Source organism: Allokutzneria sp. NRRL B-24872 (genome assembly GCF_002155965.1).
Taxonomy (GTDB): domain Bacteria; phylum Actinomycetota; class Actinomycetes; order Mycobacteriales; family Pseudonocardiaceae; genus Allokutzneria.
The window spans coordinates 85,701-105,984 of sequence record NZ_MUMH01000015.1; the positions used below are offsets into that span (position 1 = coordinate 85,701).

22 protein-coding genes are annotated in these 20,284 nt (G+C 70.2%); 12 read left to right on the forward strand and 10 right to left on the reverse strand.

The annotated features are described in order from the left end of the window. Nucleotide 1 precedes the first annotated feature (1 nt). From CCN37_RS03990 to CCN37_RS04020, 7 genes are all read left to right on the forward strand, one after another. Nucleotides 2-523, forward strand: a complete 522-nt coding sequence (locus tag CCN37_RS03990) for a hypothetical protein (RefSeq protein WP_086819251.1) — start codon at nucleotides 2-4, stop codon at nucleotides 521-523. A 65-nt stretch (nucleotides 524-588) separates the two neighbouring features. Next, on the forward strand, nucleotides 589-1,173 hold the full coding sequence (locus CCN37_RS03995; RefSeq protein ID WP_086819252.1) for a helix-turn-helix domain-containing protein: 585 nt from the start codon (nucleotides 589-591) through the stop codon (nucleotides 1,171-1,173). Nucleotides 1,174-1,237: 64 nt separating this feature from the next. After that, nucleotides 1,238-2,395, forward strand: coding sequence for an FAD-binding oxidoreductase (locus CCN37_RS04000; RefSeq protein ID WP_246842804.1), 1,158 nt, complete (start codon nucleotides 1,238-1,240; stop codon nucleotides 2,393-2,395). Nucleotides 2,396-2,466: 71 nt separating this feature from the next. After that, on the forward strand, nucleotides 2,467-3,786 hold the full coding sequence (locus CCN37_RS04005) for an FAD/NAD(P)-binding oxidoreductase (protein ID WP_246842807.1): 1,320 nt from the start codon (nucleotides 2,467-2,469) through the stop codon (nucleotides 3,784-3,786). Beyond that, nucleotides 3,767-4,663 (forward strand): dihydrodipicolinate synthase family protein, encoded by an 897-nt coding sequence (locus tag CCN37_RS04010; protein WP_086819255.1) that lies wholly within the window; start codon nucleotides 3,767-3,769, stop codon nucleotides 4,661-4,663. Before CCN37_RS04005 ends, CCN37_RS04010 begins: the two co-directional genes overlap by 20 nt. Beyond that, the gene (locus CCN37_RS04015) at nucleotides 4,660-5,652 is read left to right on the forward strand and encodes a proline racemase family protein (RefSeq protein WP_086819256.1); all 993 of its coding nucleotides are present in this window, start codon (nucleotides 4,660-4,662) and stop codon (nucleotides 5,650-5,652) included. Before CCN37_RS04010 ends, CCN37_RS04015 begins: the two co-directional genes overlap by 4 nt. A 58-nt stretch (nucleotides 5,653-5,710) precedes the next feature. Continuing rightward, entirely contained in the window at nucleotides 5,711-7,141 is a 1,431-nt protein-coding gene (locus CCN37_RS04020) for an aminopeptidase P family protein (protein WP_086819257.1), read from the forward strand. Nucleotides 7,142-7,163: 22 nt separating this feature from the next. Here CCN37_RS04020 and CCN37_RS04025 read toward each other — a convergent pair whose 3' ends face one another. Beyond that, the gene (locus CCN37_RS04025) at nucleotides 7,164-7,721 is read right to left on the reverse strand and encodes a nucleotidyl transferase AbiEii/AbiGii toxin family protein (protein WP_086819258.1); all 558 of its coding nucleotides are present in this window, start codon (nucleotides 7,719-7,721) and stop codon (nucleotides 7,164-7,166) included. An 81-nt stretch (nucleotides 7,722-7,802) separates the two neighbouring features. Further along, a complete protein-coding gene (locus CCN37_RS04030) occupies nucleotides 7,803-8,309 on the reverse strand; it encodes a helix-turn-helix transcriptional regulator (RefSeq protein ID WP_086819259.1) in 507 nt (168 codons plus the stop codon). 60 nt (nucleotides 8,310-8,369) lie between these two features. On the opposite strand from CCN37_RS04030, the gene CCN37_RS04035 reads away from it, so the two are divergent. The 3 genes from CCN37_RS04035 to CCN37_RS04045 are packed head-to-tail and all read left to right on the forward strand — an operon-like array spanning nucleotide 8,370 to nucleotide 10,310. Continuing rightward, nucleotides 8,370-9,269 (forward strand): phosphotransferase, encoded by a 900-nt coding sequence (locus tag CCN37_RS04035; protein WP_086819260.1) that lies wholly within the window; start codon nucleotides 8,370-8,372, stop codon nucleotides 9,267-9,269. A gap of 14 nt (nucleotides 9,270-9,283) precedes the next feature. Then, complete coding sequence (locus CCN37_RS04040) at nucleotides 9,284-10,108, forward strand: aminoglycoside N(3)-acetyltransferase (RefSeq protein ID WP_143261417.1); 825 nt, start codon at nucleotides 9,284-9,286, stop codon at nucleotides 10,106-10,108. Further along, entirely contained in the window at nucleotides 10,080-10,310 is a 231-nt protein-coding gene (locus CCN37_RS04045; protein WP_086819261.1) for a zinc ribbon domain-containing protein, read from the forward strand. Before CCN37_RS04040 ends, CCN37_RS04045 begins: the two co-directional genes overlap by 29 nt. Before the next feature lie 8 nt (nucleotides 10,311-10,318). Here the strand turns inward: CCN37_RS04045 and CCN37_RS04050 are convergent, their stop codons facing one another. From CCN37_RS04050 to dhaK, 8 genes are all read right to left on the reverse strand, one after another. After that, nucleotides 10,319-11,080, reverse strand: coding sequence for a hypothetical protein (locus CCN37_RS04050; protein WP_086819262.1), 762 nt, complete (start codon nucleotides 11,078-11,080; stop codon nucleotides 10,319-10,321). Nucleotides 11,081-11,089: 9 nt separating this feature from the next. Then, a complete protein-coding gene (locus tag CCN37_RS04055) occupies nucleotides 11,090-11,566 on the reverse strand; it encodes a pyridoxamine 5'-phosphate oxidase family protein (RefSeq protein WP_086819263.1) in 477 nt (158 codons plus the stop codon). A gap of 40 nt (nucleotides 11,567-11,606) precedes the next feature. Then, entirely contained in the window at nucleotides 11,607-13,382 is a 1,776-nt protein-coding gene (locus tag CCN37_RS04060) for a 3-hydroxyacyl-CoA dehydrogenase family protein (RefSeq protein WP_256388013.1), read from the reverse strand. Nucleotides 13,383-13,514: 132 nt separating this feature from the next. Beyond that, nucleotides 13,515-14,600, reverse strand: coding sequence for a DUF3558 family protein (locus CCN37_RS04065; protein ID WP_086819264.1), 1,086 nt, complete (start codon nucleotides 14,598-14,600; stop codon nucleotides 13,515-13,517). A gap of 17 nt (nucleotides 14,601-14,617) precedes the next feature. Beyond that, nucleotides 14,618-15,547, reverse strand: a complete 930-nt coding sequence (locus CCN37_RS04070; protein WP_086819265.1) for a hypothetical protein — start codon at nucleotides 15,545-15,547, stop codon at nucleotides 14,618-14,620. A 46-nt stretch (nucleotides 15,548-15,593) separates the two neighbouring features. Next, nucleotides 15,594-16,295: a dihydroxyacetone kinase phosphoryl donor subunit DhaM gene (gene dhaM, locus CCN37_RS04075; protein ID WP_086819266.1), complete on the reverse strand. Its 702-nt coding sequence runs from the start codon at nucleotides 16,293-16,295 to the stop codon at nucleotides 15,594-15,596. A gap of 10 nt (nucleotides 16,296-16,305) precedes the next feature. Further along, nucleotides 16,306-16,932, reverse strand: a complete 627-nt coding sequence (gene dhaL, locus CCN37_RS04080; protein ID WP_086819267.1) for a dihydroxyacetone kinase subunit DhaL — start codon at nucleotides 16,930-16,932, stop codon at nucleotides 16,306-16,308. Beyond that, entirely contained in the window at nucleotides 16,933-17,925 is a 993-nt protein-coding gene (gene dhaK / locus CCN37_RS04085; protein WP_086819268.1) for a dihydroxyacetone kinase subunit DhaK, read from the reverse strand. A gap of 167 nt (nucleotides 17,926-18,092) precedes the next feature. Here dhaK and CCN37_RS04090 point away from each other — a divergent pair, with 167 nt between their 5' ends. Both CCN37_RS04090 and CCN37_RS04095 read left to right on the forward strand, forming a co-directional pair. Next, nucleotides 18,093-19,103: an ABC transporter substrate-binding protein gene (locus CCN37_RS04090; protein WP_086819269.1), complete on the forward strand. Its 1,011-nt coding sequence runs from the start codon at nucleotides 18,093-18,095 to the stop codon at nucleotides 19,101-19,103. A gap of 165 nt (nucleotides 19,104-19,268) precedes the next feature. Further along, nucleotides 19,269-20,177: a hypothetical protein gene (locus CCN37_RS04095; RefSeq protein WP_246842805.1), complete on the forward strand. Its 909-nt coding sequence runs from the start codon at nucleotides 19,269-19,271 to the stop codon at nucleotides 20,175-20,177. Nucleotides 20,178-20,284: the final 107 nt, after the last annotated feature.

Below are 20,284 nucleotides of genomic sequence, written 5' to 3' on the forward strand. Positions count from 1 at the left end.
CATGAAGCTCGTCGCAGGCGCACTCACCATCATGCTGGCATCCGTGGTGACCGCGAGCGCCGCATCGGCGGCACCGGCCGAGCCGGAGGGCAGCCTGGTCGGCTCGGCGGGCGGCAAGCTGCCCAAGTCCTTCGGCCCGCTCGGCGGGGACCCGGTGCGCTTCACCGTGGACGCGAAGGGCCCCGCCGGTGGCGGTGGCGGCACGTTCCACGTCGTGCACACCAAGCCCGACGGCACGGCGCACGCCGAGTTCTCCGGCAAGGTCGACTGCCTCATCGCCGCGCACGGCCAGGCCGTGATGACCGGGATCGTGGAGCGCGAGGCGCTGCCCGGTCTGCCGCCGGGGAGCACGATCATCGGCAAGCGCATCGGCCTGTCCGTCGCCGACCAGGGCAGGCGCGGCGATCGCATCGGCTGGAGCTGGGCAACCGGCGGCTTCGAGCAGAGCACCCTGCGGTGCACCAGCACCGTGCCCTTCTTCACCACCACGCACGGCGACTACAAGATCCGCTCCACGTTCTGACCCACCACTCGCCAATGCCGCGTTTGGTCCGTAACGTCTGGCGTTTGCCGGGGTGAGGAGGCTGCGTGGTTCGGGAACAAGCGGGGCAGGTGCTCGCGGCGAACCTGCGCGCGCTGCGGGAGCAACGCGGCCTGTCGCTGTCCGAGCTGGCGCGGCGCTCCGAGATCGCCAAGGGCACGCTCTCGCAGTTGGAGTCCGGCACCGGCAACCCCACGATCGAGACGGTGTTCAGTTTGTCGAACGCTCTCGACGTCCCGGTGTCCTCGTTGCTGACCGAGCGCGTCGCGCAGGACGTCGTGCTGATCCGCTCGGCCGGGCTCGACGTGCTGAGCGGGGACGCGGTCGACCTCCGCATGCTGCGCCGCGTGGACGTCTCGGAGACAGTGTTCGAGCTGTACGACCAGCGCGTGCGGCCGGGGCACACGCAGCGCTCGAACGGGCACCCTGGACGCGAGCACACCGTTGTGACGTCGGGCTTTCTCCGCGTCGGCCCGGCGGACGCGCCGTACACGCTCGGCCCCGGCGACTACGTGTGCTTCTCCGCCCAGCAGCCGCACGTCTACGAAGCTGTCGACGGGCCGGTGACGTCCGTGCTCCTGCTGGAGTACCCGGCGGCAGCTGGACCGGTGCAGTTCGGCGCGCACTGTTGACCCTCGCCGCGTGAGCTGCCTACGCTCGCTTCGTTCACTGAAATGAACGATGCGCGGAGGCTCCGTGACACATCCGGACGTGGTGATCGTCGGTGCCGGCGTGATCGGCGCCGCGTGTGCCGAGGCGCTGACCGCGTGCGGGGTTTCGGTGCTCGTGCTCGATCGCGGCGCCCCGGCCTCGGGAACCACCGCTTCCGGTGAGGGCAACGTGCTGGTCTCCGACAAGGAGCCCGGCCCGGAACTCGTGCTCGCGCAGGCATCCCGGCGCCGGTGGCCGACGCTCTTGGCGGAGCTGCACGAGGAACTGGGACCCGTCGCCGAGGTCGAGTGGGAGCCCAAGGGCGGCTTGGTCGTGGCCACCACTTCCGTTGCCGCGCAACCATTAGCGGACTTCGCAGCCGCCCAGCGCGGAGCCCGGGTCGACGCGCGCGCGATCACCGCGAGCGACGCCGCGGACCTCGAACCGCACCTGACCAAGGAGATCGCCGCAGCGGTCCACTACCCCGAAGACGCGCAGCTGCAACCAGTTCTCGCGACGATGGCCTTGCTCGCGGCTGTCCGCAAGCGAGGCGGCGAGGTCCGTGGCGATGTCGAAGCAATCGGCGTCGAACACCACGCTGGAGCCGTCAAAGCCTTGCGCACCAAGCACGGCATCATTCCGTGCAGCGCGGTGATCAACGCATGCGGCCCGTGGTCCGGCGCGTTCTCGCAAGCCGTGGGCGCGCCCATCGACATCCAGCCACGGCGCGGAGTCGTGCTCGTGACCGCTCCCCTGCCACCGAACACCGTGCGGCACAAGGTGTATGACGCCGACTACGTGGGCGCGGTGACGAGCGGCGAAGCCGACCTCCAGACGTCAGCGGTCGTGGAGTCCACGCAGGCGGGTACGGTGCTGATCGGCTCCAGCAGGCAGCGCGTCGGCTTCGACGACAGCATGCGCGTCGACGTGCTCCGTGAACTCGCGCGCAAGGCAGTTCGCCTCTTCCCGATCCTCGCCGATGTGCAGATCATGCGGTCATACGGCGGTTTTCGACCCTACGCGCCCGACCACCTCCCGATCATCGGCGAAGATCATCGGCTGTCCGGTCTGTGGCACGCGACGGGGCACGAGGGCGCGGGCATCGGACTCGCGGCGGCCACCGGCCAGCTCCTCGCTGAGCTGTTCACCGGCCAGGCTCCGCACGTCGACCCGACACCGTTCCGAGTGGACAGACAGCCATGAGCTTCTTCTGCGGTATCGGAGTCTGCCACGGATGCGTCCAGCCTCCGCTCAATGTCCGCGCGTGCCAACACATTCCCGACGCCACGCCCGCCGCCGTCCCGCGCGCCACGGACATCGTCGTTGTGGGAGCTGGTCCCGCCGGCGTGGCAGCTGCCAAGGCCGCAGTCGCTCACGGTGCCAGCGTGACGTTGATCGACTCCGCTCCCCTGCTCGGCGGCCAGTACGGACGCCAGGCCATCGACAGCCCGTACGTCGGCGTTCCAGGCGTCCAGCACCTGCCGAACACCGTCGTCTGGGCGATCGAGCCCGGCAGGCGGCTGCACCTGCTCAGCGGCCCGCTCGACGCGCCCAACCGCGTGGCCAGCGTGCTCGACGCTCCACATCTGATCTTGGCAACGGGCGCCTACGACCGAGCGATTCCCTTCCCCGGCTGGGATCTCCTCGGTGTGCACACCGCCGGAGCCGCACAGGCGCTCGCGAAGGGCAGACGGGAGGCGATCGGCCAACGCGTGCTGATCGCGGGCACCGGGCCGTTCCTCCTGCCCGTCGCGGAGTCGTTGGTGAGCGTCGGCTCTCGCGTGCTCGGCGTGCTCGAAGCGAACTCGCCGACCCGCTGGGCGCGCGGAGCACTCACCGGGCTGCACAAGATCCCCGAGCTGGCCAGGTACGCCGCCGTGCTCGCCAAGCACAGAATTCCTTACCGCACGAAGAGAACTGTCATCGCCGCGCACGGGATCGATCGCGTCACCTCGGTCACGACCGCGAAGATCGACGGAGCCTGGAACGTCGTCCCCGGCTCGGAACAACGCGTCGAGGTGGACGCGGTGTGCGTCGGATTCGGCTTCGTGCCTCAGCTCGACCTCGCCGTCGCATCGGGATGCCTTGTGTACAAGGGGTTCGTGCGGGTCGACAGCGCCCAGCGGACCTCGGTCGCGGGCGTGCTCGCCGCCGGGGAGATCACGGGCGTCGGCGGGGCGGATCTCGCGGCGGCGGAGGGCGAGATCGCCGGAATCACCGCCGCTGGGGGACGTGTTCCCCGGGCAGCACTCCGCAGAGTCCACAAAGGACGGATGTTCGCCGAAGCGTTGGCGCGGGCCCATCCGGTGCGGCCCGGCTGGCGGAGCTGGCTCACCCCGAACACGATCATCTGCCGCTGCGAACGCGTCGTCCACGACACGCTGCGCCAAGCCGTCGACCTGCGAGGAGCAGCGGACTCGCGCACGCTCAAGCTGACCAGCCGCGTGGGCCTCGGCCGGTGCCAGGGGCGGATGTGCGGGCGCGCGGTCGCTGAGCTGACCGGCATTCCCGATGTCGTCCGCCGCCCGATCGCCGCCCCCGTCCGACTCGGCGAACTCAGCAAGGAGAACCGGCATGACCCAGGAACGGCTTGACGGCATGATCGTCGCGACCGCGCTGCCCTACGCCGAGGACGCATCGGCCCCGGCCGGGCTGCGCCCCGATCTGGACCGCTACGCCGACCACTGCCGGTGGTTGGTGGACAACGGCTGTCGCGGTGTCGGCCCGAACGGCTCGCTCGGCGAGTACTCCTCGCTGACCGACTCCGAGCGCAGAGCGGTGGCCAAGACCGCCGTCGAAGCCGTTGGGGCGGAAGGAGTTGTGGTCGTCGGCGTGCACGGAGTCGGCGCTCACCAGGCTCGGCACTGGGCCGAAGTGGCGGCCGAGGACGGGGCGGACGGCGTGCTCTGCCTGCCGCCGACGATGTACCGCGCCAACGCCGGGGAAGTGCTCGACCACTTCGAGCAGGTCGCGAGCGTGGGCCTGCCGGTCATGGTCTACAACAACCCGATCGACACGAAGGTCGACCTCACGCCCGCGCTGCTCGCGGAGATCGCCGCGATCGACAACGTCGTCGCGGTCAAGGAGTTCAGCGGCGATGTCCGCCGGGTGCTGGAGATCCGCGAGCTGGCACCAGAACTGGCCGTGGTCGCTGGCGCGGACGACGTCGTGCTGGAGTCCTTGCTGATGGGCGCGACCGGCTGGTTCGCGGGCTTCCCCAACGTCTTCCCCGCCGAATGCGCCGAGCTGTTCTCGCTTGCACAGCAAGGGAAACTCGATGAAGCGCGGGCGCTGTACGAGCCGATGGTCGCGGCGTTCCGCTGGGATTCGCGCGTGGAGTTCGTGCAGGCGATCAAGTACGGCTTGGACTTCGTCGGTCGCTTCGGTGGCCCCTGCCGTCCCCCGCGCGGTCCGCTGAGCGAGGACCACCGCGCACGCCTCGAAGCCGATCTCCGGCGGGCAGTCGCATGAGGTCCTTCACCGCGATCGACTCGCACACCGAGGGCATGCCGACGCGCGTGATCACCGACGGCGTCGGCCCGATCCCCGGCGACACCATGGCTCAGCGGCGCGAGCACTTCATGGCGCACATGGACGACATCCGCCAGCTGCTCGTCAACGAACCGCGCGGGCACGCGGCGATGAGCGGCGCGATCCTGCAACCTCCGACGCGTCCCGACGCCGACTGGGGCGTGCTCTACATCGAAGTGTCCGGCTGCTTGCCCATGTGCGGGCACGGAACCATCGGCGTGGCAACGGTTCTCGTGGAGAGCGGCTTGGTCGAGGTCACCGAGCCGGTCACGCACGTCCGCCTGGACACCCCGGCGGGCTTGGTCGTGGCTGCGGTCGCGGTCTCCGGCGGTCGCGCGAAGCACGTGACGATCGAGAACGTGCCCGCATACGCGCACGAGCTGGATGCCCGTGTGGAGGTTCCCGGGCTCGGCGAGGTGCGCTACGACATGGCCTACGGCGGCAACTTCTACGCGATCCTGCCGCTCGACCAGCTGGGAATCCCTTTCGCGCACGAGAACAAGCACGACATCCTGAGCGCCGGGCTGTCCATTATGGACGCTGTCAACGAGCAGCGACGCCCCGTGCACCCGACCGATCCGGCGATCTCCGGCTGCAAGCACGTGCAGTTCACCGCGCCCGGCCGCGACGGCAGCCACTCCCGCAACGCCATGGCGATCCACCCCGGTTGGTTCGACCGTTCCCCCTGCGGCACCGGCACGTGCGCCCGAATGGCCCAGCTGCACGCACGCGGCTCGTTGGGGCTCGGCGAGGACTTCGTCAACGAGTCCTTCATCGGCACGCGCTTCACCGGCCGCCTGACCTCGACGACATCGCTGGGCGCACGGGAGGCCGTCGTGCCCACGGTCACCGGGCGGGCGTGGATCACCGCGCGCGCCACCTACGTGCTGGAACCCAGCGACCCCTTCCCCCGAGGATTCGTCCTCTGATCCGGTTACGGTGTGGTTGCCGCCGAAGAACCGGCGACCGCAGATACACGGAGGTGTCATGAACGCCGAGGAACGCCCCGCACGTCGCGACCCGAGCCGTCTTGTCGACGCTTCGGGCTTCAGGGAGTTCGTGCGCGACAACTGGGGCCCGGCCGACCGCGACGTCCGCCTGACCCCGGGAGCGCGCGAGGCCGCCGCCGCGCACCGGGACCGGCTCAGCGCCGAGTTCCCCGGCCTGCGGATCGCCATCGCCTCCGGCCGCGCCCCGGTGCGCTCCAACGACACCGACTTCGACTTCCGGCCCGACAGCGACTTCTCGTGGCTGACCGGCTGCAACGCCGAGGGCGCCGTGCTCGTCATGCACCCGCACGACGGCGGCCACTCCGCCGAGCTGTTCCTGCGCGAGCCCGCTGGCCCCGGCGACCCCGACTTCTTCGCCAACGCCCGCGACGGCGAGCTGTGGATCGGCCCGGTCCCCGGCATGAAGGAGTGGTCCGAGGCGCTCGGCCTGCGCTGCCGCCCGCTGGAGGAACTGCCCGTCGCGCTGCGCGGCAGGCTGCCCGGCGTCATCGCCGCCACCGGCGTCGAACCGATGCTCGACGCGCTGACCACCGTCGGCCCCGTCCAGGCCGCCGCGCTGCGCCGCACCGTCGCCGAGCTCCGCCGGATCAAGGACGACTGGGAGATCGGCCAGCTCCAGGCCGCCGTCGACGCCACCGTGCTCGGCTTCGCCGACGTCGCCGGTGAGCTGCCGGCCGCGATCAAGGGCGGCGGCGAGCGCTGGCTCCAGGGCACCTTCGACCGCAGGGCCAGGACCAGCGGAAACGGCGTCGGCTACGCCTCCATCGTGGCCGCTGGCCCGCACGCGCCCGTGCTGCACTGGGTGCGCGCCGACGGCGGCGTGCCCGACGAGTCGCTGCTGCTGCTCGACGCGGGCGTGGAGGTCAACACCCTCTACACCGCCGACGTCACGCGGACCTTCCCGGTCAACGGCGAGTTCAGCTCCGCCCAGCGCCAGGTCTACGACCTCGTGCTCAAGTCGCACGTCGCCGCCATGGCCGAGGTCAAGCCCGGCGCCGACTACCGCGAGTTCCACCGCACCGCCATGCGCGTGCTCGCCGAGGGCCTGCACGACTGGGGCCTGCTGCCCGTGTCCGTCGACCAGGCGCTCGACCCCGACGGCCAGCAGCACCGCCGCTACATCGTGTGCGGTGTCGGCCACTTCCTCGGCCTCGACGTGCACGACTGCGCCAACGCGCGCGCCGAGACCTACCACGACGCGTCGCTCGAGGTCGGCATGGCGCTGACCGTGGAGCCCGGCCTGTACTTCCACCCCAACGACCTCACCGTGCCGCCGGAGCTGCGCGGTATCGGCGTGCGGATCGAGGACGACCTGGTCGTCACTCCGGAGGGCTCGCGCGTGCTCTCCGACGCCCTGCCGATCGCCACCGACGAGGTCGAGCAGTGGGTGCGCGCCCAACTCCGCTGACCGTGGCTGGCGGAGGCCCCGGTCACTCGGCCGGGGCCTCCAACTCCCGCGCCCAGTCGGCGAAGAACTCCCTCAGGGCAACCACTTCCCCCGGTGGCACCGGAAGCTCTTCGTCCCTCCAGCGAGCGAGAAACCTGAACATCTCGGCAAGTACCCGCTCGTCGAACCCCTGGTCGGCTTCAGCTGCCAACTGGAGCAAGAGGGGTTTGCCGTAGCGCCGCGCGAGCGCGAACACATCAGCGAAGTCTCGTGCCTGCGCGCGGTTGAACAACGCGATGACTTTCCGGCCAGCCAGATCCTTCGGATTGAAGCTCGGGCCGATGACGGTGACCACAGCTGGCCGGTCCGGTCCGGAGTCGACGGCCAGATCCACAAGAAGGCTCTCGGTGCCCTCGATCTCCAGGCGGATGAACGACGGACCTTCCCGGAGCCTTCGCGAGGACCAGCACTGCTGCGCTACAGCGCTCTCCAGGGCGTCGCAGGCAGCCTTCACGCTGGACGCACGCGTTGTGAAGAAGTCCAGGTCCGCTGTCGGACGAGCGATCAGCTCCTGGGTGATCAGGGCGGCCCCGCCAGCCAGAAGAAACCCCCGGGACGCGGGAAGCTCGAAGAACTAATCGTGTGAGGGCTGTCTGAAACTCGGTCAGCGTGAACGACATGGCTACGGCGCCATCCTGACGAGCGGTTCCCACAGCGCGCGAATGTCCCTGGGCACGACCAACTCGGACCACGAGTCGATGAGCAGCGCACCGTCGATGTACTCGAGGATGTCGTCGGCGCCACCCTCTTGGAGGACCAACTCGTAGCAGCGTCCGCGATCGCCCCGATCCGAGAGGTCGGAGATCTTCCCCGGGTGGGACCAGTTCAGGTGCAGCGGGAGGCGGACCGTCGCGAACGCCTTCCTGGGATCGAGCCTGGGCAGCCGAGTGGGAACCGTGGCGATGCGCCCGCGCGAGACGACGTGGTCCACGAAGGAGATCGCGGGTTCCACGGTGAGCTGGAAGCCGGCAGCGGAGAGGAGCCGCTCCATCGTCTCCACCGTCGGAGACTTCCGGTCGTTCTCGTACGCGGACAACGTGGGACGCGACGTGCCCACCTGTTCAGCGAACTCCTCCTGGCTGAGCCCCGATTCCTGACGCACTCGAAGCAGCATGTGGCCCGCGCTCATGCGACCAACGCTGACGTATCCGATCGGATACGTCAAGCGCGGAGGTGCCAGGATCTGGGCATGGGAACGCGGATCGGGTGGACAGAGCTGCCGCGGCACGTCCGCGCGGCCGTCGAAGAGATCATCGGTGGGCCGGTCGTCGAAGCGGTCTCGCAGCGCGGCGGCTTCTCGCCGGGCACAGCGGACCGTGTCCGGACGGCGGCCGGAAAGCGCGCGTTCGTCAAAGCCGTGGGGACCGAGCTGAACGACTTCAGCCCGCAGCTGCACCGCAGGGAAGCACGGGTGACCGCGGCGCTGCCGCCCGAGGTTCCCGCCCCGCGCCTGCTCGGGTCCTACGACGACGGCGACTGGGTCGCCCTGGTGCTGGAGGACGTCGAGGGCCGTCATCCGGCCACGCCGTGGCAGCCAGACGAGCTGGAGCGGGTTCTCGGCGCGGTGTCGACAGCCGCCCAAATGCCAGACCTGATCAGCGCTGAGGAGTCGCTGGCGGAGGATTTCGCGGGCTGGCGACGGCTCTCCGAGAATCCGCCCGCTGACCTGGACCCGTGGGTCGCGCGGCACCTGGACGTCCTGTGCAGGCTCGCGGATCGGGGGCTCGCGGCGACGAGAGGGGACGCCCTCGTGCACATGGACATCCGCGCGGACAACGTCCTGCTCGGAGCAGACGGCACGGTGACGGTGGTCGACTGGCCGTGGGCATGCCGGGGCGCGGAGTGGCTGGACCGCGCACTCCTGTTGATCAACGTGCGCCTGCACGGCGGCCACGACGCGTCCGCCCTGCTCGCCCAGCACACCGCGGACGCCGACCCGGACGACGTCATCGCCTTCCTCGGGGGCTTCGCGGGGACCTTCCTCGACGCGGCGCGGCAGCCAGCACCTCCGGGCCTGCCGACCGTGCGCGCCTTCCAACGAGCCCAAGGCGACGCGGTGCTGTCCTGGGTTCGCGAACTGCTCAATTGAGAAGCGGAGACCACATGGCCCTGCGCCACGACGACCTCACCGAGGGCTGGCTCCGCGCCGGAGTCACAGCAGCCATGACAGTGATCGTGCACTCGTCGCTGTCCAGCCTGGGGCAGGTCGACGGCGGCGCCGCCACGGTCGTGGAGAGCCTGCTGTCCGCGGTCGGGCCCGAAGGCACGATCGTCACACCGGCCTTCACGCCGCACGTGACGGACCCGTCTCCTGAGCACCGCGGAGCGCCGGACAACGAGCTGCTGCGACGACGAGCAGCCGTTCCGCTGTTCCACCCGGACCTGCCCACCACCATGGGAGCCGTCGCCGAAGCGCTGCGCGCGCGTTCCGACAGCGTGCGCAGCTCGCATCCCCAGGCGTCCGTGGCCGCCGTCGGTGCCCGGGCGCGGGAGATCGTGAGCCATCAGTCCCTGGGGTTCGCCCTCGGGCACGATTCCCCGTTCGCGCGGCTGCACGACGTCGATGCCCGCATCCTTCTCATCGGCGTCGGGCACGACCGCAACAGCTTCCTGCACCACGCGGAGTCCCTGACCCCGGAACCTCGGCTGAAGGCCCGCCGCTTCCCGATGAGCCTCGTCGGGGAACGGGTGTGGGTGGAGACCGTCGACGTCGGCGACGACAACGGCACGCACTTCCCCAGGGTTGGCCGCGAGTTCGAGGAGCACGCGCACGTACGCCCCGTCACCGTCGGCAACGCGGCCTGCGTGCTCGTTCCGGCCAAGCCGTTCCGGGAGTTCGCGGTATCCCGCCTCACGGAACTGCTCGCGGCCCGGCAGCGGGACCCAGCACAATGGGGGCATGCCAACGTACGAGTTCCGCTGTCGTGAGTGCTCCGGCACGTTTGAGGTGAAGCGCCCGATGAGCGCGGCCTCCGATCCCGCGCGGTGCCCCGCCGGTCACGAGGACACGGTGAAGCTGCTGACCACGGTCGGCTTTGCCGGGTCAGCCAGTGCCGGGTCAGCGAGTGCGGCGGCGCCCGCAGGCGGCGGTGGCGGCGGGGGTTGCTGCGGTGGGGGCTGCTGCGGCTGATCCGCGCCTCAGCACCACACCACCGGGTTGCCGACCTTCACGGCCGCCTCGAACACGGTCGTGAGCGCGCGCACCTGGAACTCGAAGTCGGCGGCCGCGTACGCCTTGGCGCGGATGAGCAGCGTGCTCGCCCGGTCGCCGACAGCGGTGCCGATCCGCGTCTCACCGAGCTCTTCGCGGTCCAGATCGGTCAGCCACGCGCCATCGCCGTCAACGCGTTGCCGGGTCCGGAGCGCGCGGAAGACCTCCCGCTCGCCCTCGACCACGAACAGGCCGCCGGAATCGACGCCGAGCCGACCACCCGGCCCGATCGAGAAGAAACCGCCGTACGCCGGGTTCTGCCGGGCGACCACCGCGCCGGTGTCACCGTCGTACAGCTCGGCCCGCTCGCCGATCCGTTGGCACGACGCGAAATCCGCCAGTTCGACCAGTGCGCGAGCAGACACGTCCGGCTCCACGGTGCCGCCGTTGCCCGAGGGCAGGATCGACCGCAGCACGGGGAAGCCACCGACAGCGCCGAGCGCCCACTGGAACTGCCGCACGCCGGACCAGGTGCCGATCCGCTGCGACGCGTACTCCATGTCCGAATGCTCGCAGCAGTCAACCCGCCAGCCGTCGAAGCGGCTGAACAGCTCCTCGTTGCCGTCGTAGAGCAGATCCAGCTCAGGTCCGTGCTCGTCCAGCACCACGACCAGCTCGCGCGGCACCGGGGGCGGCGTGGTGCGCCCCTCAGCCCAACACCGGCACAGGACGAACGCGTCCAACCCCATGCGGGCAACCTACTGGCGTTCCATGCGGCGCAGTCCACCCCCTTCCGTCCACAGCTCGACGACGAGCCGGTTGCCCTCGACGCTGGTGTGCACGACCTCGTCGATGTCGAGGAGGAACAGGTGCGAGGGGCCCGGGGGTGCCTCGCCCCCACTCGCGTCGCTGATCTCCTTGTGGCGCACCCGGTCGGTGATCTCCACCGCGGTACCGGAGAACTTGGCGTCGCCGGTCCAGGACTCGCCGCCGTTCCCCGTCCCGCTGTGCACCGCGCAGCGCGGATCGCGTTGCAGGTCAAGCGCTTTGCGGGACTGCCACATCGCGCCGAGCCACAGCTGTCCGTCGACGAACTCGACCTCGATGCCGCTGATCCTGGGTGATCCGTCCCGGCGCAGCGTCGCCAACGTCTTGTTCGTGTACGCGTCGAAGCTCTCCTTGACCCGCCGCGCGAACTGCGACGCGGAGGCTTCGACGTCCGACCAAGTTGCCATGCCCCAGAAGCTAGAACACACCCCTGACAGTCACGGGGGCTCAGACCGTGTAGTCGCGGAAACCCTTGCCGGTCTTACGCCCCAGCCGCCCGGCCGTGACCAGGTGCTCCAGCAGCGGAGCCGGCGAGAACCCGGCCTCGCGGAACTCCAGGTAGAGCTCGCGCTGGATCGCCAGTGCCACGTCCAGACCCACCACGTCCAGCAGCGAGAACGGCCCCATCGGCAGGCCGCAGCCGATGGTCATCGCGCCGTCGATGTCGTCGGCGTCGGCGTAGTGCGCCTCCAGCATCCGAACGGCGTCGTTGAGGTAGGGGAACAGCAGCGCGTTGACGATGAAGCCCGCGCGGTCGCCGCAGCTCACCGCGTGCTTGCCGAGCCTCGTGCACACCGCGCGCGCCGTCGCGAGCACATCGGGGGACGTCGAGATCGTGTGCACCACCTCGACCAGCTTCATCACCTGGGCGGGGTTGAAGAAGTGCAGCCCGACCACGTCGGCGGGGCGCGAAGTGGCCGCGGCGCACTCGATCACCGGCAGCGAGGAGGTCGTGGTCGCGAGCACCGCGCCCGGCTTGCACACCTCGTCCAGCGCGCCGAAGACGGCCTTCTTGACCTCCAGCTCCTCGGCGACGGCCTCGACGACCAGGTCGCAGTCGGCGAAGTCGTCGAAGCTGGTCGTGGTGCGAATGCGCGCGAGCGCGGCGTCACGCTGGTCCTCGGTGAGCTTTCCGCGCAGCACGGCCTTGTTCAGCGACCGGCGCACTGTCTCCAGCGCCGCGCTCGCCTTCACCTCGCTGCGCGCGCGCATCAGGACATCGTTGCCCGCCTTGGCAAAGACCTCGACGATGCCCGCCGCCATGGTGCCCGTGCCGACGACGCCGACCCGCTGCACCTCACGCACTCGACCGCCCTGCACGGCGTCGCCCGGCGTCTGCGCGTCGGGCACCACGACCGGCGAGTCGAGGTCGTCGTAGGTGTAGAAACCGCGGCCGGACTTCCTCCCGAGCAGGCCAGCGGTGATCATCTGCTTGAGCACGGGAGCCGGTGCGTGCAAACGGTTCCGCGACTGGTGGTACATCGTGTCCAGGATCTCGTAGGCCGTGTCCAGGCCCATCAGATCCAGCAGCTGCAACGGTCCCATCGGATAGCCGCAACCGAAACGCATCGCCGCGTCGATGTCCTCGCGCGAGGCGTAGCGCGACTCGAACATGCGCACTGCGTGGTTGAGGTAGCCGAAGAGCAGCGCGTTGGCGATGAAGCCCGCGCGGTCACCGATCACCACCGGCACCTTGCCGAGGCCTTCGACGAACGCGACAACGTCGGCGATCACCTCCGGCTCGGTGACCACTGTGCGCACGACCTCGACCAGCTTGAGCACGGGCGCCGGGTTGAAGAAGTGCATCCCGACGACCTTGCCCGGCCGCTTCGTGACGACGGACAGCTCGGTGACCGACAGCGAGGAGGTGTTGGACGCCAGCACGACCTCGGGCCGGCACACGCGGTCCAGCTCGGCGAAGACCGCTGCCTTCAGCTCCATCCGCTCCGGCACCGCCTCGATCACCAGATCGACATCGGCGAGATCGGAAAGCGTTGTGGTGTAGCGAATCCGGCCGAACAGCTCGCTCTGGTCACCGCTGGAGAGCTTGTCCCGCGACACCGCGCGCGCCGTGGAGTGCTCCAGGTGCGCCCGTCCGCGCAGCACCGCGTCCTCGTCCAGCTCCACCGCGACGACCCGGAGCCCAGTACGGGCGAGCACCTCCGCGATGCCCGCACCCATGGTGCCGAGTCCGACAACTCCGACCGTGTCGATGCGAGCCACGAGCTACCTCCCACGCCGTCGGGGAACCGGAGCACGCAGGGAGCGAGCACGCTACGCGCCGGTAACTTCACGTGATAGTGCCACGTTCGACGAGGTGGGCGCCGTGAGCTTCGCCACGGCGAGCGCGGAGAGTCACATGGCGGGCAGCTTCGGGGCGATCAGCTCGGCCCCGGCGCGCGCCTTCTGGCAGGCGGCCTCCGGACCGGCCGGGGTCAGCGCCATGACGCTGAACGCCTCCTTCTTGCCGGGGGTCTGGGTCTCGAAGGGGATGTGCGAGATCTCGACCGTGCAGGCGCCGGGCATGCCGGGCGCGGAGAACGGCAGCTGGACGGTGACCGCGGGCCTGCCCGCGATCGGCGGAATCGACTTCACCATCTCGCCCGGCGTCGAGGTGAGGCCGACGTCGACGATGAGAGCTTCGGCATTGGAGGCCTTGGGGTCAACGGTCCACAGGCAGTTGCGGATGCTGGTCCCCTGGTGGCGCGGCGGGGTGCCGCCGGTCACCGCGGTCACCACGTCGGGGGTGACCAGGCCGCAGGAGTCCACGTTCACCAGGGAGTTGGCGGACACCGAGCGACGCGTGATCTGCCCGCCGCGCATCACCTTCAGCGCGCTGGAGAGCACGGTCTCGGCGGACTCGCACGGATCGGCCTGGGTCGTGTTGTTCCTCGTCGTGACCTCGACCTCGATCATCGACTTGTCCTTGAAGAGCACGCGGCGGGTGCAGATCCTCGGCTCCTGGGAGGAGTAGACCTCGAAGTCGTCACGGGACTCCTTGGTCAGCGGCCCCCTCGCCCCCTTCGAGGCGGTCTCCTCGTCGAGGTAGACCATGCCGGAGTTCAGCGCGATGTCGACGATGCCGAGGTTCGGGGCCTTCTGGCTGGGGTCCTTGGGCGGATCACCCGCCCAGACCTCGATGCCGAAGGTGCACACGTCGATCTTCGTCTTGCCACCGAAGTACAGGACGTTCTTGCCCAGCGTCTCCTGCGCGTCCCTGGGGAACAGCGCGCACGGGTCGACCTCCCTGCGCGTGTTCAGCGCGCCGAGCCCGGCGATCGGACCGGTGCCCGGGTCGATCTTGCTCTTGGCCTTCTTGGCCTTCTCCTCGGCCCCAGGAGAGGCCACCGGCTCGCCGGGCACCGCTGAGGTGCACGCGGCCGTGAACGCGATGGACGCCACGGCGACGGTGGCGAGGAAACGAGACCCCCAGCTAGGCATGGCGGCATGCTAGGCCCTCAAGGGACGCGGGGCAGCTTCGGCCACACTTTTCCCGCCAGCTCCAGGCCCGTCGCGCACAGCTGCCGGGGTTGCTGGTCCGCGAAGACGACGAGCGCGATGGTCTCCACCTTGTCCCGCGCGAAGCCGATGTGCTGCGTGGCGACGCGACAAGCCGGTGGCAGCGGCCCCTCTGCGGGCTCAGCGCGGACCTGCGTCTGCCGCCCTGCCACATCGCGGACTTCGGTGAGCCGCTGCGCGCTCACACCGATGTTCAGCACGACCCCCGTGTAGTCGGGTTTGCTCGCACCCCAACGGCAGTTGTGCCGGTTCGGCCCGTGCCTCGGCTCGACATCGCCCGCGAGCGCGGCGACCTCAGCTCCGGCCAGCAGCTCGCACGGGTCGATGTGCAGCCACGAACTCGGCGAGGCCGGGAAGAACCGGTACTTCCCTTGCAGCACCGAGAAAACCACGGAGTCGGCGAGTGCGGCCGCGATGGCGCACGAGTCGGTCCTGGCTCCGTCCCTGGGAACCGCGTTCACCTGGACGTAGCGGAGGTCGGGGAAGACGACGTTGGCCGCGCAGGTGTCCTCGTGCGGCACGGGGCTCGCCACGCGCAGGGAGCCGCGCCGGGTGAACGCCGTGCCGAGCGAGGACAGTTCCCGCTCGTCGGAGAGCCGGTTGTCGGTCATCACCCCGAGGTGGACGGTGCCGCCGCCGGGCTGCGCGAGCGGGATCTCACAGGTGTTGAGGTCGAACGCCTCGATCCGCTCCGGCGGGGTGCCGTAGCGGCCGGGCAGCGCCGCGTCGACGAAGCCGCACGGGTCGACGCGGTGCCAGTCGACGACCGTCCCCGCCGGCGCCTCGGCGGGGACGGCAGCGGGCGGGTCGGGCGCCGCACAGCCGCTGAGCAGCAGCGCTCCCACCAGGCAGATTCCCCCGAACCCCATGCGGCCGACACTAGGTCAGCCGCCGGGGAGCCGCACCTGGTCGCTCCTACTCGCCGAAACCGGATTCAAGCAGCTCAGCGAGGGCGTCGACGGCCTTCTGCGCGTCCCGGCCAACCGCCCGGACGAGTAGTTCGTCACCGCCCCGCGCGCCGAGTCCCATCAGCGCCAGCACACTGCGCGCGTCGACCTCCTGGTCGCCGTGCCGGATCGAGACCTCGGCGTCCAGTTCGGCGACGGCGCGGGCGGTCAGCGCCGCTGGCCTCGCGTGCATGCCGAGTTCGTTGCGCAGCACGAAGGTCCGCTCCAGCAGGCCGTCGCCACCGCCGTAGACGTGCCGGTCGAGGTCCACCTCGTCGAAGGCCTCGCCCTGCACGAAAGCGTGCGCCATGGCCGCCGCCGAGCCGACCGCGTCGAGGTCCGCCCCGCCCTGCGCGCACACCGCCGCCGCGACCGCGCCCTCCACCAGCGGCGCGTCGGCGACGATGGCGCGGATCGGCGTGGTCAGCGACTCGACGGCCAGCTCAGCGGTCATCTGCGCGCTGCCGAGGTCGTAGAGCAGCACCACTCCGGCTCCGGAGTCCGCGCGCTCCAACGCGGCCGACACGCGGTCGAAGTCCGTGCCCAGTCCCCCGTCCTCGGTGCCGCCCGCGGGCATGATCCGCACATCAGGGGCCATCTGGGCGGCCAGCTCCGTCACACCCGCCGCCAGCGCGGCGCTGTGCGAGACGATGACCAGGCCGACTCTCACCAACGGCTCCTCACTGTCGGGTGGCCTCGGCCAGCGCGCGCAGCAGGACCGCCGTGGACCGAGCGCCGGGGTCGAGGTGGCCCGCGCTGCGCTCGCCGAGGTAGGAAGCCCGCCCCTTGCGCGCGACGAGCGGGACCGTCGCCGCCGCCCCCTGCTCCGCCGCGTCCGCCGCCGCCATGAGCACTTCGGCGACTCCGGCGTCCACAGTGGACCGCGCGGCCGCGACGGCCGGGGTGAGGGCGTCGACCATCGTCTTGTCGCCGGGCGCGGCCTTTCCTCTTGCCACCACACCTTCGAGTGCGGCTTCGAGGGCGGCGACGACCTGCCGTCCGTCCACTTCGGACACATTGCCGAGCGCGGTCGCCGAGCGCAGGAACGCCGTGCCGTAGAGCGGTCCGGCAGCGCCGCCGACCGTGGAGATCAGCGTCGTCGCGGTCACCTTCAGCACCGCGGCCGGGCTGTCGAAGCCGCCGCCGTCGAGCTTGGCCAGCACGGCGGTGAACCCCCGGTGCAGGTTCTCGCCGTGGTCACCGTCGCCGATCACGCGGTCCAGCTCGACCAGCTCGTCGCGGTGCGCGATGACCTTCTCCGCCGCCGCGCGGACCGCGGCGGTGACGTCCTCGACGGAGCAACCCATTCAGCACCCCCAGCGCAGCGCGGCGGTGTGCACCGGCGCGTCCCACAAGTCGATCAGTTCGTCGTCGAGCCCGCACAGCGTCAGGCTCATCCCCTGCATCTCCAGGCTGGTCACGTAGGGCCCGACCAGTCTCCGTTCCACCGTGATCCCGCGCTCGGCGAGCAGGCGCTCCGCTATGCCGTGCGCCAGGTAGAGCTCCAGCTGCGGCGTCCCGCCCATCGAGTTGGTGAACAGCAGAACCCGCTTGAAGGCCAGGTCCTCGGTGATCGCGTCGACCAACCGGCGCACGATGCCGTCCGCGGGCTCCACGGGCAGGCGCTCGCGCCCGGGCTCGCCGTGGATGCCGATGCCGATCTCCATCTCGTCGTCAGCGAGGGTGAAGCTCGGTTCGCCGACGTGCGGCACGGTGCACGCGGTGAGCGCCATGCCCAGCGAGCGGGTGCCCGCGACCACGCGCTGGGCCAGGCGCTCACAGGTGTCCAGGTCCGCCCCGCGCTCGGCGGCGGCTCCCACGATCTTCTCGACGAGCACCGTGCCGCCGACGCCGCGCCTGCCCGCCGTGTACAGCGAGTCCTTCACCGCGACGTCGTCGTCGACCAGCACCATGCGGACGTCGATGCCCTCGGCGGCGGCGAACTCGGCCGCGGTCTCGAAGTTGAGCACGTCGCCGGTGTAGTTCTTCACGATCAGCAGCACGCCCGCGCCGCCGTGCACGGCCTCGATCGCGGCCTGCACCTGGTCGGGAGTCGGGGAGGTGAACACCGGCCCTGGGCAGGCGGCGTGCAGCATGCCGGGGCCGACGAAGCCGCCGTGCAGCGGCTCGTGCCCGGAGCCGCCGCCGGAGACGACCGCGACGCGTCCGGTGACCGGGGCGTCCTTGCGGAGGATCGCGGCCGGGTCGGTGCGGATCGTGAGCAGGTCCGGATGGGCCGCGGCCATCCCGCGCAGCGCTTCGGCGACCACCGCCGCCGGATCGTTGATGATCTTCTTCACCGCAGCCCTCCTTGCCCGCCCGGAAATGTGAGCCGCCCCGCATTGATACCCCGCCGCGGGCGCAGTGGGAAAGCACACGCGCCGCTGGTGTTGATCACGACCTCTGGTTAGCCTCCCCTAACTTCCGGTGTGACCGGCGCGGTCACCCCGCGCAGAAGGAGTACGTCGTGCCCAGCAGGATCTCCGCCATCGCCGCCGTCGCGGCGCTCACCCTCCTCGTCGGCGCTTGCGCGACCGGCAAACCCGCAGGCGACCAGCCCGCGGTGGCCCAGGGCGGCTCCGAGTTCGCCAAGGCGGCCGAGGAGAGCGCCAAGTTCGGCACCGACGCCGCGCCGGGGGTCTTCCCGCGCACCATCAAGCACGCCATGGGCAGCACCACCCTGCAGAAGCGCCCGGAACGGGTGATCGTGCTCGACGGCGGCGAACTGGACAACGTGGTCGCGCTCGGCGTCAAGCCGGTCGGCGTCGCCTACGCCGAGGGCTCCCCCGTGATGCCCGGCTACCTCGCGGCCAAGGCGGGCGATCCGGCCAACGTCGGCACCATCAACGCGCTCAAGCTGGAGGCGATCAAGGGGCTGCGCCCCGACCTCATCCTGGGCTCGCGGCTGCGCGCCGAGCAGCTCTACCCCAAGCTCGCCGAGATCGCCCCGACCGTGTTCAGCCTGCGCCCCGGCTTCACCTGGAAGGAGAACTTCCGGCTGAACGCCGCCGCGCTCGACCGCACCGCCGAGGCCACCGCCCAGCTCGCCGACCACACCCGTCGCGCCAAGGAGATCGGCGCGCTCGCGGAGCAGAAGCTCGGCAAGCGCCCCACCATCTCCATGGTCCGCTTCATGCCCGGCCGCATCCGCCTCTACGCGGCCAAGTCCTTCATCGGCACCATCCTGATCGACGCCGGCCTGCCCCGCCCCACCGGCCAGGAGGTCGAGGACCTCGCCGTCGAGGTCAGCACCGAGCAGATCGGCAAGGCCGACGGCGACTACATCTTCGTCGGCACCTACGGCGACCCCGCCAAGACGCAGCAGTCCACCATCGTCGACGGCCCCGTCTGGAAGCAGCTCGGCGCCGCCAAGGCCAACCGCGTCCGCACCGTCTCCGACGAGACCTGGTTCCTCGGCCTCGGCTCCCTCGGCGCCGCCGAAGTCCTCACCGACCTCACCACCCTCCTTACGCGCTGAACCCTGAACGACCCGTTCAGTGCGTTCAACGCGTCAAACGGGCCGTTGGGAAGTTGTCCACAAGCCGGTCTGTTGTCCACAGAATGCGGTTTGCTGGCGTCAACGCTCGGGTCTTCGGCCGACGATGACCTCATGCGTCGAGGTTCTTGGGCAGCAGATGCCGACTTGATCTACCGGCGGAGCAATCGCGGTGTCATCCGCGCCGCCACGCTCATCGAGATGGGCATGACGTCGCGAGCGGTCTACGGCCGCTGCCAGGCAGGTGGTCCTTGGCGGCGGCTGCTCCCCGGTGTGATCCTGTTGAGCCCAGGTCGACCATCCGCCGAGCAGCGGATCGCCGCCGCGCTGTTGTACGCGCGCCACGACGCCATGGTCACGGGACAAGCGGCGTGCGAGCTGCACGGACTCCGCCAACAATCGAGGACCGAGAAGGTCCACCTCCTCATTGACGAGTCCCGCAAGCGTGTCAGCAGCGGATTCGTCGTTGTCGAAAGGACGATTCGTCTACCACGTCCGCAGACGAGATGCGGCTTCCCGGTCGCGCCTCTGGTGCGGGCGGTCCTAGACACGGCAAGACGGCTACGAACTCCAGATCCCGCGCGCGCTCTGCTGGCGGAAGCCGTCCAACGAAGTCGTTGCCGCCTGCCCGACCTCGAACACGAACTCGCGGAAGGGAGTCAGCGAGGTTCCGCCGTTCCGCGCCGCGTGCTGGCCGAGATCGGCCTCGGCGCCAGGTCCGTCGCCGAGATCGACGCGATGCAGGTCTGGGAACAGAGCGGGCTGCCCAACGCTCAGTGGAACGTGCCCGTTCACGATGCCAGTGGTGCGCTCATCGGAGTGCCTGACGCGTGGTGCGCTGAGGCTTCACTCGCGTGGGAGATCGACTCGTACGAGTTCCACCTCAATCCGCAGGACTATGCAAGGACACTGCGGCGGAACACGCGCTACGCAATGGCCGGAATCCATGTGGTGCAGACACTTCCGAGCCGACTCCGATCCGTGCCGGAGGAAGTTGTCACCGAGCTGCGGCAAGCCTACAAAGCGGCCACAACTCGCTCCGCCGGAGCAGGCTGACCCCCAACGCCCTGAACGGGTCGTTTGGTGCGCTCAACGCACTGAACGACCCGTTCAATGCGTTCAAGTACCCAAACGACCCGTTCAGCACTAAACCCCGCGTGGGG

Bases quoted from the DNA above. Each gene is read 5' to 3' on its own strand.
- CCN37_RS03990 (WP_086819251.1), top strand. From the start codon at position 2: ATGAAGCTCGTCGCAGGCGCACTCACCATCATGCTGGCATCCGTGGTG.
- CCN37_RS04010 (WP_086819255.1), top strand. From the start codon at position 3,767: ATGACCCAGGAACGGCTTGACGGCATGATCGTCGCGACCGCGCTGCCC.
- CCN37_RS04015 (WP_086819256.1), top strand. From the start codon at position 4,660: ATGAGGTCCTTCACCGCGATCGACTCGCACACCGAGGGCATGCCGACG.
- CCN37_RS04020 (WP_086819257.1), top strand. From the start codon at position 5,711: ATGAACGCCGAGGAACGCCCCGCACGTCGCGACCCGAGCCGTCTTGTC.
- CCN37_RS04030 (WP_086819259.1), bottom strand. From the start codon at position 8,309: ATGAGCGCGGGCCACATGCTGCTTCGAGTGCGTCAGGAATCGGGGCTC.
- CCN37_RS04035 (WP_086819260.1), top strand. From the start codon at position 8,370: ATGGGAACGCGGATCGGGTGGACAGAGCTGCCGCGGCACGTCCGCGCG.
- CCN37_RS04040 (WP_143261417.1), top strand. From the start codon at position 9,284: ATGGCCCTGCGCCACGACGACCTCACCGAGGGCTGGCTCCGCGCCGGA.
- CCN37_RS04045 (WP_086819261.1), top strand. From the start codon at position 10,080: ATGCCAACGTACGAGTTCCGCTGTCGTGAGTGCTCCGGCACGTTTGAG.
- CCN37_RS04050 (WP_086819262.1), bottom strand. From the start codon at position 11,080: ATGGGGTTGGACGCGTTCGTCCTGTGCCGGTGTTGGGCTGAGGGGCGC.
- CCN37_RS04055 (WP_086819263.1), bottom strand. From the start codon at position 11,566: ATGGCAACTTGGTCGGACGTCGAAGCCTCCGCGTCGCAGTTCGCGCGG.
- CCN37_RS04065 (WP_086819264.1), bottom strand. From the start codon at position 14,600: ATGCCTAGCTGGGGGTCTCGTTTCCTCGCCACCGTCGCCGTGGCGTCC.
- CCN37_RS04070 (WP_086819265.1), bottom strand. From the start codon at position 15,547: ATGGGGTTCGGGGGAATCTGCCTGGTGGGAGCGCTGCTGCTCAGCGGC.
- dhaL (WP_086819267.1), bottom strand. From the start codon at position 16,932: ATGGGTTGCTCCGTCGAGGACGTCACCGCCGCGGTCCGCGCGGCGGCG.